This window comes from Erysipelothrix sp. P66 (assembly GCF_038682365.1).
Lineage (GTDB): Bacteria > Bacillota_I > Bacilli_A > Erysipelotrichales > Erysipelotrichaceae > Erysipelothrix > Erysipelothrix piscisicarius.
Window position 1 is genome coordinate 235159 of record NZ_CP152290.1, and the last position, 14229, is coordinate 249387.

The 14229-nt window shown below is 36.4% G+C and carries 15 protein-coding genes; 11 read left to right on the top strand and 4 right to left on the bottom strand.

What is annotated here, in order from left to right; all coding sequences use genetic code 11:
* The first annotated feature begins 71 nt into the window (after window positions 1-71).
* The 7 genes from AAG186_RS01130 to AAG186_RS01160 all read left to right on the top strand — a co-directional run bounded on the left by AAG186_RS01130 (window position 72) and on the right by AAG186_RS01160 (window position 7558).
* On the top strand, window positions 72-1586 hold the full coding sequence (locus AAG186_RS01130; RefSeq protein WP_342621845.1) for an amino acid adenylation domain-containing protein: 1515 nt from the start codon (window positions 72-74) through the stop codon (window positions 1584-1586).
* The gene (locus AAG186_RS01135) at window positions 1583-2761 is read left to right on the top strand and encodes an alanine racemase (RefSeq protein WP_342621846.1); all 1179 of its coding nucleotides are present in this window, start codon (window positions 1583-1585) and stop codon (window positions 2759-2761) included. Before AAG186_RS01130 ends, AAG186_RS01135 begins: the two co-directional genes overlap by 4 nt.
* Window positions 2758-2988 carry a phosphopantetheine-binding protein gene (locus AAG186_RS01140; protein ID WP_125164836.1) on the top strand — a complete coding sequence of 77 codons (231 nt, stop codon included), beginning with the start codon at window positions 2758-2760 and terminating at the stop codon, window positions 2986-2988. Before AAG186_RS01135 ends, AAG186_RS01140 begins: the two co-directional genes overlap by 4 nt.
* Window positions 2988-4499 carry an MBOAT family O-acyltransferase gene (locus AAG186_RS01145; RefSeq protein ID WP_342621847.1) on the top strand — a complete coding sequence of 504 codons (1512 nt, stop codon included), beginning with the start codon at window positions 2988-2990 and terminating at the stop codon, window positions 4497-4499. Before AAG186_RS01140 ends, AAG186_RS01145 begins: the two co-directional genes overlap by 1 nt.
* Window positions 4500-4507: 8 nt before the next feature.
* Entirely contained in the window at window positions 4508-5458 is a 951-nt protein-coding gene (locus tag AAG186_RS01150; protein ID WP_342621848.1) for an SGNH/GDSL hydrolase family protein, read from the top strand.
* 95 nt (window positions 5459-5553) lie between these two features.
* A complete protein-coding gene (locus AAG186_RS01155; protein WP_161637094.1) occupies window positions 5554-6249 on the top strand; it encodes a response regulator transcription factor in 696 nt (231 codons plus the stop codon).
* A complete protein-coding gene (locus tag AAG186_RS01160) occupies window positions 6242-7558 on the top strand; it encodes a HAMP domain-containing sensor histidine kinase (protein ID WP_342621849.1) in 1317 nt (438 codons plus the stop codon). The genes AAG186_RS01155 and AAG186_RS01160 overlap by 8 nt, the downstream gene beginning before the upstream one ends.
* A gap of 58 nt (window positions 7559-7616) precedes the next feature.
* Here AAG186_RS01160 and AAG186_RS01165 read toward each other — a convergent pair whose 3' ends face one another.
* Genes AAG186_RS01165 through AAG186_RS01175 form a run of 3 tightly spaced genes read right to left on the bottom strand, consistent with a single transcriptional unit; the run spans window position 7617 to window position 9196 of the window.
* Window positions 7617-7934, bottom strand: coding sequence for a DUF898 family protein (locus AAG186_RS01165; protein WP_125164098.1), 318 nt, complete (start codon window positions 7932-7934; stop codon window positions 7617-7619).
* A gap of 14 nt (window positions 7935-7948) precedes the next feature.
* Window positions 7949-8236: an MFS transporter gene (locus AAG186_RS01170; RefSeq protein WP_161637092.1), complete on the bottom strand. Its 288-nt coding sequence runs from the start codon at window positions 8234-8236 to the stop codon at window positions 7949-7951.
* A 12-nt stretch (window positions 8237-8248) separates the two neighbouring features.
* Window positions 8249-9196 carry a choloylglycine hydrolase family protein gene (locus tag AAG186_RS01175; RefSeq protein ID WP_161637091.1) on the bottom strand — a complete coding sequence of 316 codons (948 nt, stop codon included), beginning with the start codon at window positions 9194-9196 and terminating at the stop codon, window positions 8249-8251.
* Between the two features lie 210 nt (window positions 9197-9406).
* On the opposite strand from AAG186_RS01175, the gene AAG186_RS01180 reads away from it, so the two are divergent.
* From AAG186_RS01180 to AAG186_RS01195, 4 genes are all read left to right on the top strand, one after another.
* On the top strand, window positions 9407-11101 hold the full coding sequence (locus tag AAG186_RS01180) for a Na/Pi cotransporter family protein (RefSeq protein ID WP_342621850.1): 1695 nt from the start codon (window positions 9407-9409) through the stop codon (window positions 11099-11101).
* A gap of 22 nt (window positions 11102-11123) precedes the next feature.
* Window positions 11124-11495, top strand: a complete 372-nt coding sequence (locus AAG186_RS01185) for a MazG nucleotide pyrophosphohydrolase domain-containing protein (protein WP_200549149.1) — start codon at window positions 11124-11126, stop codon at window positions 11493-11495.
* 136 nt (window positions 11496-11631) lie between these two features.
* A complete protein-coding gene (locus AAG186_RS01190; RefSeq protein ID WP_181950053.1) occupies window positions 11632-12006 on the top strand; it encodes a helix-turn-helix domain-containing protein in 375 nt (124 codons plus the stop codon).
* Window positions 12003-12866 (top strand): IS3 family transposase, encoded by an 864-nt coding sequence (locus AAG186_RS01195; protein ID WP_275143506.1) that lies wholly within the window; start codon window positions 12003-12005, stop codon window positions 12864-12866. The genes AAG186_RS01190 and AAG186_RS01195 overlap by 4 nt, the downstream gene beginning before the upstream one ends.
* Window positions 12867-12922: 56 nt before the next feature.
* Here the strand turns inward: AAG186_RS01195 and AAG186_RS01200 are convergent, their stop codons facing one another.
* Window positions 12923-14101, bottom strand: a complete 1179-nt coding sequence (locus AAG186_RS01200) for an ROK family transcriptional regulator (protein WP_161637088.1) — start codon at window positions 14099-14101, stop codon at window positions 12923-12925.
* Window positions 14102-14229 lie beyond the last annotated feature (128 nt).

A 14229-nucleotide genomic window follows, 5' to 3' on the forward strand; every position in this document is an offset into this window, starting at 1 on the left:
TATAAGCCGTTCTTAAGATTGTGTTAAGAATACGAATGGTATAATTGGCACGAAATTAAAGGAGTTTAACGATGAATCATATCTTAAAGTATCTTGAATTAAGTGCAGCGCATTATCCCAATAAAACCGCCGTAGTCGAACCGAATCAGTCGATTACGTATCGTGATTTAAAAGATAAAGCGTGTATAGCAGGAACATTTTTTATTAATCATTTCGAAAAAAATCAACCAATCGTTATTTTCAGAGAAAAGGGAATTGAAACGCTTGCGTTAATGTTTGGGGCAGCCTACGCGTGTTGTCCTTACGTCATTGTGGATCCTTCACAACCCGATGATCGTGTTATTTCGATTCTAAAGACATTAGAGACGCATTTCATCGTGTCTGATGAAGCGCAAAAATCTCGAATTGAACAATTGAATGCTCAGATTAATTATATTGAGTCAAAATCCATATTGAACGGAATCAGTCAAGAAGATCAGATTAAACAACGTATGGGATCGCATATATCAACGCATCCGCTCTATATTCTCTTTACATCAGGCTCGACAGGGAATCCAAAAGGTGTCGTTGTATCCCATTCATCGGTCATTCGATTTATCAATGATTTTACTAAGACGTTTCAATTTTCAAAAGACGATGTAATTGCGAATCAAGCACCTTTTGATTTTGATGTTTCGGTAAAAGATATTTATAGTGCTCTCAGGACAGGTGCAACCTTGGTTTTAATACCGAAATTGTATTTTACAAATCCAGTTATGTTATTAGACTATATCTGTGAATCAAATGCAACGGTACTGACATGGGCGGTCTCTGCGTTATGTTTAGTAAGTCAGCTAAAAGGATTATCGTATCGACAACCAAATCAGTTACGACAAATAATGTTCAGTGGGGAGCGCATGCCAATCAAGCATTTGGAAACGTGGCGTGAAGCGTGTCCAAATACGACATTTGTAAACTTATATGGCCCAACTGAAATTACATGCAATTGTACATATTATGTTTTGAAATCGGAATGTAAATACGATGAAGACCTTCCAATAGGAATTCCATTTTATGATGACGAAGTATTTTTATTAGATGATTCTAATTCTAAAGTGGTCTCCTCAAATGTCCTGGGTGAAATTTGCGTCGGCGGATTGAGTTTAGCACTGGGATATTTTAATAATAAAGAACAAACGGACCGGGTATTTATTCAAAATCCGTTGAATCCCTATTATCGAGACATCATCTATCGTACGGGTGATTTAGGATTCTATAATCAAAACGGTGAATTATGTATTAGGGGTCGAAAAGATTTTCAAATTAAACACATGGGTCATCGTATCGAACTTGAAGAAATTGAACGGAAAATTGAAGAACATCCATCCGTTTCGAGAGCCTGTTGCGTATACCATGAAAAAAAATATAAGATTTATGGAATCTACCAGGGGAATTTGGATGTTAAGGCGTTAATATCGTATCTGGAAACAAAGCTTCCCCATTACATGATTCCCAATACCTTTATTCAGGTACACCAGATGCCCTTGACGAAGAACGGTAAGATTGATCGACAACTCTTAAAATCGGAAGTGGGGATCCACGTATGAATCTAAACAAACTATGTACTTCTTATAAGGAACTTAAAACACCAAGTTATGTTTTTGATATTGATCATCTAGAAAATCATGTAAATACAATAAAGTCATTATTACCTCACAATGCAAAGTTGTGTTACGCCATGAAAGCAAATCCATTTCTAGTTGGTATCTTAGATCCTTATGTGGATTCTTTCGAAGTGTGTTCACCCGGAGAATTCCGTATTTGTCAAAGAAACCACATTTCAAACCAAAAAATAATTCTTTCGGGTGTTTACAAAAACGATGAAGACATCAGGAAAATTATTGAAATGGACGAACAACCCATTTATACAATTGAATCCATGAAACATCTTGAAATACTGAATGATTTATCGAAGGCGTATCAAAAAACCATATCGGTTATTTTAAGGCTTACAAGCGGAAACCAATTCGGTATGGATGCCTCAATGATTGATGAAATACTAGATCGAAAGGATGAATATCCATATTTGAAGTGGTATGGAATACAATTGTATTCAGGAACCCAAAAGCACAAGCTTGATAAGGTTCAAAAGGAACTCGAAACTCAGAAAAAATACATTGAAGATTTACGCGATCGCTACAAGATTGCATTACCGTGTTTAGAATTTGGTCCGGGATTGGGTGTTCAATATTTTGAATCCGATAAACCAACGGTCTCCGTTTCAGAGTTTGGTTCAATGCTTCAAAATTTGGATTTTGATGGAACTGTTGTTTTGGAAATGGGACGCATTATTGTTGCATCGTGTGGTACTTATTTAACCAAAGTTGTTGATTTAAAGCTTAACGATCATAAGCATTACGCAATACTTGATGGCGGTATTCACCACGTTAGTTACTACGGTCAGTTTCTAGGGATGAAGTGTCCCAATATTGAGCGTATCGCTTTAGGAGAATCTATGGAAACGCAAGCAACTTGGAATTTATGCGGCTCTCTATGTACTGTGGCGGATGTCTTGGTAAAAGACTTTGAGACTGCTCTTGCTTACAATGACGTGATTGCATTTAAAAATGTTGGTGCGTATAGCATCACAGAAGGGATAAGCCTTTTTCTCAGTAGAGATCTGCCACAAGTAAATGTATTTAGTAAAGACCAAGGACTCGTAACACTTAGAGACATCGTACACATTGATACGCTAAATTCAGCGAAGGAGAAATCAGAATGAATAAATTATTAGAAATATTAGAAGATATAAAACCAAATATTGATTATGAGAATGAGTGTGAATTGGTTGATAAACGAATTCTTGATTCGTTTTCAATTCTTACATTGGTTGCTGAATTGGAAGATTCCTTTGATATTGAAATTCCATTTGATGAGATTAAACCAAATAATTTTAATACACTCAAGAATATGTGGGAAATGGTAAGTCGTCTTAGCGGTGAAAATTAATGGCATATCACAATTATATTTACCTTTTCTTGTTTTTACCGATTGTGATGATTGCATATCAAATATGCAATCAAAAATATCGCTATCTTGTAATGCTTCTTGGAAGCATTACTTTTTATCTCTTGATGAGTTCAACACTAATCACTTACCTACTCATCATAAGTTTATCAACATATGCTATTGGATTGGGTCTAGCCCAATCCAAACATAAAAAGTTACTCTTATTTCTTGGGATTTTAATACCACTTACGATATTAACCGTTTTTAAATATTACAATTTTATCGGTGAAAACCTTAATTCAGTTCTAAAAGGTTTTGAAGTGACTATTCCATATCGAAAATTCATACAACCCATTGGAATTTCATTCTTCTCTTTACAAGCAATGAGTTACCTTGTAGATGTGAAAATGGGAAACATTCAAGCAGAACGAAATCCACTAAAAATCATATTGTTCTTATCCTTTTTCCCGACAATCATTGAAGGTCCTATTGCGCGATACAATCAAGTGATTCCACAATTGAATACCGGGGAATCAATTACGTATGCATCATTAACTTTTGGTCTACAAAGAATGCTTTGGGGTCTTATTAAGAAAATTGTGATTGCTGACCGATTAGACCCCTTTGTAGGATCTGTATTCAAAAATGTTGATACAAATGGTGGTGTTGTAATTCTAATTGCCATCCTTGCGTACACGCTTCAACTTTATTCCGAATTCTCTGGAACGATGGATATCGTGTTGGGTACCGCTGAAATTTTTGGGATAAAGCTCCCGGAGAATTTTAATCAACCCTTTTTCTCCAAAAGTGCTTCAGAATTTTGGCGACGTTGGCATATGACTTTGGGAGGTTTTTTTAAAGATTATATTTTTTATCCCATTTCTTTATCGAAATTTAATCGTAAACTCACAAAATGGTTAAAAACAAAAATAGGAAAACGCTACAGTCGATTAGTCCCAACCTTAGGAGCGTTATTGGTCGTTTGGATTTGCAATGGTTTATGGCACGGAGCCCAATGGCAATATCTCGCATATGGAATGTACTATTTTGTCATTATTGCAGTCGGAATGCTTTTAGAACCGCTGTTTTCGCTCTTTTTTAAGAAAACAAAAATCAATCGCGAAAGCAAAGGTTTAAATGCAATGAGATGGATCAGAACCATGGCGATTGTGAATGTTGGAATGATGTTGTTTCGGTCACACGGTATCTCAAAAGCAATTTTCATGTTTACGCGGATGCTTGGTGATTTTAATATGACACAAATCACCGATGGCTCACTGCTGAATAAGGGGATGGATATTCATGACTTTGGTGTTGTTATTGTGGGTTTTGTGATCATGGTTGTTGTGGGCTTTCTTAAAGAAAAGGGTGTGCACATTAGAAATCGTATTTCGCAGTGGAAGTGGTATGTGCGCACTCCGTTTTACTATGCTGCGATGTTATTCTTAGTTATTTTTGGAGCCTATGGTTACGGCTATGCGATCGTAGAGCTTATCTATGCAAATTTTTAGGAGGTATTATGAAAATAATTAGATCAATTGTGTTTACCCTCGGTTTTATTGCTATATTATTTACAATAACACCTCTTTTTGCGCCATATGAAATCGATCAATTTGCGAAAGGGAATAGTACTGCATTTAATGGTATTTTTGCCGAAGATACGAATCGTTTGGATATGTTATTTAGTGGAGACAGTGAATCCTTCACCTCTTTTATGCCCATGCGATTTTGGGAGAAATTAGGGATAAAGTCTTACAACATTGCGGTTGCTTCTCAAAATTTAGCGGATGGACATAAGACCATAAGCCATATCATTCAAAAACAAAATCCGAAAGTGATAGTGTTAGAGACGAATCAAATTTATACCAGTATTGGTGGTATCGCGAATCTAGTGGATAAATCCATGACCAATACTTTGGCGAATGTGTTCCCCATCTTAAACCATCACGATAATTGGAAACAAATACTTTCGCTACAAAAAGCAAAAAGCGTAGAAATCAAGCGGAATCCTCTAAAAGGCTGGCGAATTAATCGTAAAGAAAGTGCGTATGAGCGTGGACCGTATATGCACCAGACGTTAGAATCAAAAGAAATTCCTTCCTTGAATCGACACTATCTCGATCAAATCGTAGCACTGTGCAAAGAAGAAAACATTCAATTAATTTTAGTGAGCGTACCGTCTCCAAGAAATTGGACCTACGAAAAACATAATGGTGTGAGTGCCTACGCTAACGAAAATAACATTCCATTTCTAGATTTAAATTTGGAAGCAGATTCTATTGGCATGAATTGGCAGGAAGACACATATGACAAAGGGGACCACTTGAATTTAAAAGGTGCTGAAAAAGTAACGAAGCGTCTAATTGAATACATCGCTCAAAACTACAACATTAAAAGTGACACCGACGAAGCGGAACGTGCTTTATGGCAAAAAGATTTTGATGCATTTATTCAGCAAATTAACCCCTAATTTAACAAGAAATTAAAGGTGTTAAATCTTAAAATTTCTTAAATAACTCACAATGTATTGTAAAAGAAACATATAATAGAAGAAAGGAGGTGCCTATGAAAAAGATACTAATTGTTGACGACGACAAAGAGATTAGAGATTTGATGAAACGCTATTTAGAAATTGATGGTTATGAGGTTGTTGTTGCCTCTGATGGAAATGACGCAATGCGTTATCTCGATGAAAGCATCAAACTCGTGATTTTAGATGTTATGATGCCTGAGGTTACGGGATTTGAGGTAAGCGAGGCCATAAGAAGAAAGTATAATGTTCCAATCTTATTTGTTTCTGCAAAAGCTACAGAGCAAGATAAATTTGTAGGTTTTTCTGTTGGTGGGGATGACTACCTAAGCAAACCATTTTCTTTTTCTGAGCTCAGCCTCCGTGTAAAATCATTACTAAGACGATACATTCAATACGATCGTGCTACGGAGCATCGGGCAGAACAAAACATAATAAACACCATTGACTCCATCACCATCGATCTTGAAAAAGGAATCACTTTAAAAGATGGGTTACCCCTCGATTTAACAGAACGAGAATTTCGTATTTTAAAATTATTGGCGACTAATCGTGGGAAGATATTCTCAATTCAAAGTATTTATGAAAATGTTTGGCAAGATGAGTATCTCTACTCCTCTGCAAATACAGTCATGGTTCATATTCGTAATTTAAGAAAGAAAATTGAACATTGTCCTGAAAACCCAAATATTATCAAAAACATATGGGGTCGAGGATATAAAATTGATTAAACATCAGAAGCAGTCACTCACACTTGGCTTAAAAATATTTCTTATAACGGTGGGATCAATTTTTGTATCGTTATTCGTATTTGTTGTTACGATATCGGTTTCGATTGACCCGATTGCAACATATGTAAAGGGTGAAGAGCGGATTCACTCGCGAATGCTTCGTGACAAGCAAGATCTCCAGCATTACATTATTGATAACGACATTACCGAAATGAACATTGAAGATCTAAGTCCATGGTTGGAAAATCATAAGTATATGATTATCTATATCGTAGATGTTGACAATAATAACATCGTCTATACAAACGACGATCTCTTTATAAGTAAAGAACTCGAGATTGCCGGAAATACGTCACTTGAATCGACAATGCTTTATATTGGTGGTAAATACTTCTATATTGATATGTTGTATTCAGTGCGGGCGGAAGTGGAAAACTACGCTACCTATCTTGGACTCACGCTTTCATCCATTACATTTTTACTTGTTTTTTATTATGGTATCCGAAATATCACCAAAAGGGTTAAGCAGCTTACCAATGAAATTGAAATTATTGGGGCAGGAACCCCCAACAGTTACATTAGTGACAAAGGGAACGATGAGCTTGGACGTTTAAGTTTTGAAATTAATGCACTGATTACTGAGTTATCTCAAAAGAACCAAGAACTGGTTATTTCTGAAAATGCACTTAAAGAACTTGTGACAAGTCTTGCTCATGATTTAAGAACGCCACTTACTTCATTGATCGGTTATATTACCCTTATTAAATTGGAGTCTCAATCTGAAGATATCGAAGAGCTTGCGAATCGATGTGAGCAGAAGGCACTTCAAATGAAAACCATTTCGGATGAACTGTTTTCACTTTTTTCAACGCTCTCGTTAAATGAAGACAGCGAATTACCCCTCGAACGAGTTTATGTTCAAGATTTTATTGAGGGTGCTGTAGACCGTCTAAAATCTGATTTAAAGTTAAATGAATTTGAAGTTGGAGTTCGTCAAACGATAACAGATGATGACTATTATGTAAATTTGAATCTATACTATATGGATCGCTTGTTTGAAAATATTATTTCGAATCTCTTAAAGTATGCAGAACCCATGTCAGAGATTCAAATTCAAATTACGCTTGAAAATTTATGGTGTACCCTCGAGATTTCCAATATCACGCGGATAGACCAGGTGACAGAAAATGCTTCAGGTTTTGGATTACTCTCATGTCGAAAAATTGTAGATACGCATAAAGGCCATTTTTCCACATCACAAAATGAAGGTGTATTTATAACGAAAGTAGAATTACCCATAAACCCATAAAAAAACAGCGAGTGTAACACGCTGTTTTTTTTATTAACTTACGAAAGTGAAGCCTTAATTAATACTCATAACGTCCTAACATTTCAGTGTTCTCAACGCGCCACGAAATAAGTTTAACGCGGACAATGATGCCATAAAGACCAAATGTGATGAGGGTTAAAAACCACCATAAAACCCAATGACCAAAAAGACTTACAGAATCACCGTTAAAGCGGAAGCGCTCACCATTAATGACAGTATGTTCGGATTCCCAACGGTATGTTCGAACGAGAATCCAAGGTGTCCCTAAACCGAGTGTAAAGATTGCAATAATAATATTAACCAATTGTAATGTAATATAGGACCAGATTGATCCGTCAAAGTATGATGATTTCATATAAATCCTCTTTTCTATTTTTTAGTTCGATGCTTTAAAAAGTAAAATACGATGGAACCAATTCCAAGTGTCAGAATGGTTGCGAATATCATTGTTTGCCAGGAGCCAAAGACTACGATTGCGATATAATTAATCATTGCAATGATAATTCCTAATAATGTAATTAGACCATAGAAGCTCTTCATCGCAATCCCAAATTGGTGACTAATTATATGCTTCTTTTTTTCGGCATAAAATCCTGCCAAAAGAATCGCGATGGTTACGACAATAACGAGCCAATTAAGTTTGAAAAATGTACTCATAATATCTTCCCCCTATATTTTAATGAACTCAGATTGATTAAGATTATAATCATGAAGACAATAGCTGTACGTGTTGAAACTATCATAAGTCCTATAGGCATAGGTTTGTGATGAAGGAATCATAAACGACATATATTGTGTATAGTCAATGGTTTTTCGCTGTGTTATAACGTTACCTTTAGCAATATCAACACCATTAAGGATGTGTTGAGCGGTAATAATGAGTTCGTGATCTGACTCGGGTTTTTGGGCGCTTAGTTTGGAATAGAGCGCTTTAATAAATCGAGAAGGCGGTGTTAAATCCCCAGGAATTCCAAAAGTCCCACTGCCTTGTCCGAATGGCTTGAACTCTTGACCGTAGAGCGTTCTTGCTTCTACATGTCCCGGATCAAGGCCGATATAATTTCGAATGTTGGTTAGATGCCAAGGATAATCGGGACTATTTGTGAGGACGCCAATTTGATTTGTATAAATTTGGATTCCTTGTGGTGTCGGTTCTACAATAATCGAGGCACCGGTTGCATCTTGAAATACCCAATGCAGGGGTGGTACAATTCCTAAAAATTCAATAACATGATGTGTGATCGGATGTCGTGCAAACATTAGCCGAACATCTTCAACAGTCTTGCAGTGTGCAAGAGCCCACATCACGACTTCATGCGGTGCAAGTGATTGATTGACTATCGCATCGTGCTCATAATGCGCAAAACCTTCAAAGTATAATGCAGCAGCGGCGAGACCGTATTCATTGACGCCATCTGCCAATGCGTAAGAACCAATGTTTTTAGCGAGGCCAAAATAAGCAAAATGATTTGTAACTTCATTATCTAAAAAGGCAAAATGAAGCGGAACATGGCGTGGAATGAGAATCATTTCTGGATCAAGTTCGAAAGAAAAATCCATCGTGCGAGCCATTAAAAAATGATCCTGAGTACTTTTTAATGTGATGTTTGTACACATAAAAACACCTCCCAAGTTTACCTTGCATGACCATTATAGGGGAATTCTTAATAGAATACATAAAACGAGCCCGATTTCGCAAGAATATCATGATTCCATCACAAAGCATAATGACGCGATATTTCTTTCATCCATAATTTATTAACAAAATATCACACGAGCTCTGGCATTGGATGATACGATAAATATAAGAAAAAAGCCGGGAGGTGTATGATGATATTACTTGGAGAAGTTGCACAGTTTTCAGATATTGCATTTAATGTCATACTAGGTGGTTTTGGTATGTTTTTACTGGGAATCAAGTTGCTTGGGGATGGTTTTAAAGATGCAGCGGGATCAAAAATACGAGATTATATTGAGCGCTATACGGGTAATTTACTTTCTGCGATTCTTGTAGGTACTGTTATTACAGCATTAATGCAGTCCAGCACCGCTGCGACCGTTATTTCCATTAGTCTAGTGCGTGCAGGCCTTATGAGTCTTGAAGCCGCGATTGGAATCTCTGTGGGAGCGAATTTAGGGACGACGGTAACGGCATTAATGATTGGTTTGAATATTGAAGCGATGGGTTATTATTTTGTCTTTATTGGGGCTTTAATCCTGCTCACAAAGAAACGATATAAAAGTGTCGGGCAAATATTCTTTGGACTTGGAATTACGTTTGTAGGGCTTGAGTTGATGAGTGATCAATTGATCATCTTACAAGATGTTCCACAGTTTGAAGCATATTTGGTTAAGATGTCTGATAATCCATGGCTTGCGCTTTTAGCGGGAACGATTGGTACTGCAGTTATAAACTCTTCGATGGCTGTGATTGCCCTTGTACAAAAAATATATGCAGGGGGCGGTATGACAATGGTTGCAGCTTCCGCATTTGTTTATGGATCCAATGTCGGCACAACTTTAACGGCAATTCTTGCTTCTGCGGGAGGATCTGTATCGACGAAACGAGCCGGTTGGTTCCATGCACTTTATAACGTGATTGGTGCCTTGATAACCATGTTATTTATCTATCCGTACTCGAATTTTATTCTCTATATTAATGGGAAGATGGGTGGTTCACCAGAAATGGCTGTAGGAATTAATCATTTTGTATTCAATTTAATTTGGGTTGTGGGGATTATTCCCTTTATTCCCGCATGTATTCGTCTTTTAAAAGTTCTAATACCAGGGGAAGATCGCATTAAAGAACGAGAAAAAATTGAAGCGTTGGATTATGAATTAATTAAGACGTTCCCGGATGGTGCGTTTCAATTAGCACAAAAACAAACACTTCAGATGGCTGATTTGGTTGTTGAATCTTTGGAAACAACGCATGACTACCTAACAACGCAAGACGAAGAAGATTTAGATGTCATCGGACAGTTGGAGGAGATGGTTAATGATTTGGACTACAATTTAACGCGCTATCTTCTTGCGATTGCGAAGGATACGCAACTTGATGGCCGTATGGCAGAACAGTACTCAACCAGTGTTGATATCGTGAAAAATATTGAGAGAATGGGAGATATAACGACAAATATTGCGGAGTTTTATGAACGCATCTTTGAAAATCGAGGTACGTTCTCAGAAGAAGCACTGTTTGATTTGGAAACAATGTATAAACTCGTTTTGGATATGATTCAACGAAGTTTTAAAATGCTTAAATCGGATTCACTTCAAGGATATGAAAAACTTGTACAGGATGAAGACTACCTCGATTTAATTGATGAGAAGTACCGTGAACGTCATTTCCATCGTATCTCGGATGGTATTTGTGACGATCCGATTGCAAGTAGTTTGTATGTAGATATTCTTGCGTCTTTAGAACGCTTAGGGGATCACTGCATAAATATTGTGGAGAAGGTAAAAGAACGTAATCCCGAGGAAGGGGTTGAGAAGATTCGTATGGATTCCATAAATTAAGAAGTGTGAAAAGGAGTAGGTAATGGAAATTACAATAACGGAACTACAAGAATATTTAAAGGATCATTACCAAGATGGTGGTGTCGATCAAAGTTTGTTTATGAAACTGGTCGAGGAAATGGGGGAAGTGGCTGAGGTTCTAAATAAAAAAGCTGGTCGTAAAACATCAAGTGATGAAGATTTAGACTTGCAATTAGGTCATGAATTGGCAGATCTAATGCACTATGCCATGGCCATTGCGGCACTCAATGACATTGATATGAATGCAATGATCCTCTCAAAAGATAAAGAAGCTTCAAAAAAATATCATCATACAACAGATTTAGAATCTTTTGTCTCAGCACAAAGAGTCATCAAATCACGCGCAAAATCATCAAATAATATCACGAAATAGGATGTGAAATGCATTTATGGATACAAAAAAGAGCCAGCTTCTTAAAGTGGAGTAGTAAACTAAAAGTAGACAAGTAAAAAAGACTTGTCTACTTTTTTTGTGTAATAATAAAATCAGAGATAAAACGGAGGTATTAATGATGGGAAGACCCAAAGGTGGATTAAATAATAAATGGACTTATGAGGATCGTATTAAAGTCGTTACACGTCATATTGATGAACATATAAGTGCTGCGAAACTATCACAAGAAACAGGAATACCTAAAGGAACGATTAATGGTTGGATTGATCGATTCATGCGCGATGGTAAAGAGGGTTTAAAAAACAAGAAAAAGACAGGAAATCATTTTTCTGCGCTTCATACGAGTAAATCATTAACTGAGATCGAACGACTTCAACTCGAAATTCTAAAACGAGATATTGAGATTGCACGATTAAAAAAAGGGTACCAGGTGAAAGGAGTTGGTGTAAACAAGGAGTTCGTTACTTTAAAAGACAAGAATTCCAAATAGCACATGACTTATCTTTTAAACATCCGATTACGTTCATTCTTAGATTTATGAATTTGAACCGATCTGGTTATTACAAGTGGTTAAAGCATAAGGATGATCTCAATATTTATGAACAAAAAAGAGCGATTCTTAGCTTTGTGATTAAAGACTGGCATCGCCGTTTTCCAAGTTATGGTTATCATGATATCGCTGCAGTCATGAGAAAGCAAAGTGATTTAGGGATTGAATTTTCCGATAATTTAATCCACAAGTGTTGCAAGTTTTTAAATATTAAATCAAAAGTTAAACACTATTCCTATAAAAAACCTGGAACACAAAGTCGAATTTATCCTAATATTATAAAGAATCAATGGAAGGCAACCAAACCTTTAGAAATTATTGTTTCAGATATGACACATATTCGAAACAAAGGGATTAATTATGAATGGACTTTAATGGTTGATACTTTCAACAATGAAATTATAAGTTCTGCATTATCGCGTACAACTGGTGATCCTAAGCCTTACTACAAGTGTCTCGAGGATCTCCTTGCGCTACTTAAGGATAATAAAAAAACAGCTCCCACGATTCTTCACACAGATCAAGGAGCTGTCTACCACTCTAAAGCTTTCGCTAAAGCGCATGAAAATTATAACATAATTAGATCTATGTCGCGAGCTGGAACACCTACAGATAATCCAATTATCGAATCATTAAATGGATGGATTAAAGCAGAAATGGCGTGTGATTATCAATACTGGTCCGTAGATAACTTTGAAAATTTTATCGAAGAATATGTACATTATTTCAATTTTGAAAGACCTGCTTACTGTTTAAATTACAAAACCCCTATCCAATATAAAATGGATAAGGGTTTCTAGTCTTTTATTAATGTCTACTTTTGTTTGACAACTCCACTTCTTAAAGTAGGCTCTTTTTATTCGCAAAGTAAGGTTTCACTAATGGCCAGTGCGCATGCTGCGCGGGCTCCATTTGCCTTGGAATAGGGTTTAATCTTTTTCTGAATTGTTTGTCGAGAGATGAATTCGGAATCGTGCTCGCGTATCTTATTGAGCAGTAATGTCGAAAGTTGATCATCATCAAACAATTGACCGTGTAAATAAATAATATCCGTATCGAGGGTAACGATGATGTTATTAAGGGCAATGGCTAAAAAATTAATTGCATTTTCTAATAACTGTATGACTGCAGAATCGCCAAGATGATAGGCTTGCAGCAGGATATCCATCGATAACTCATGTTCTTCGGTTACCAGTTGTTTGAGATAGGTGTTCGCAGAACTATTAAATAATAAACTTGCTTTGTGAAGCAACCATGTTTGACTCGCATAGGTTTGAAGGCAACCAATTTTACCACACTCACATTGTTCGCCAAATGGATTCACAACAAGATGTCCAATTTCTCCAACAAAGTAATTATTTCGTGCATACAGATTCCCTTGGTATATATATGAACAGAAGATTCCTCGTCTAAAATGTAAGAATAAGAAATTCGCATCCGTTTTATCATGTCCGAATAAACGTTCACGTATAGCCATCGCATTTACATTATTCTCAAAATAGACGGGATACTTTAAATGTTTCTTTAAATAATCCAGTGAGAAATTTGACCATGAATGGTTATTGGTTAAAATGTGGGATGATGATTTATCATAATGTCCTGGTATGGCAATGCCAATACTTGTGATGGGGGTATCGCGATGTTTATCCATAAAATCATGGATCGTCTTTACCAATAAGTCGTGACGAACATGGTCTGATTTAGAGAGTGTGTATGCCTCTTCAAAGAGAATTTCATTAAGGTTATCGGATAACGCTAAGGTGAAAGAGTGTTCAAATAACTCCACACCGAGATAATAGGAGTGATGGGGAAGAAGACCTAATAAAATTTTGCGTCTTCCTACACGTGTATTATCGGTATCCTCTCCGATTTCACAAATAATGTTATCGTTAATTAGGTGTTGGGTTAAATCACTAACAGTCGCGGGGGTAATGTGAAGCGACTTTGAAATATCAATGCGTGAAAGCGGTCCCTTTGAATATAATAAATCAAGGATTAAAGCCGTTTGCTTTGTTTTTGCTTTACTGAGTTGCATATTTCACCTCCATTAAGAACATTGTAACCTATTAATTATAATTTGTAATCATTAATGGGGGAAATTTAACAAAACCAACACAATTATCAAATGTAAGGCTTTACATTTAAGGTGAAGTGTTCTATAGT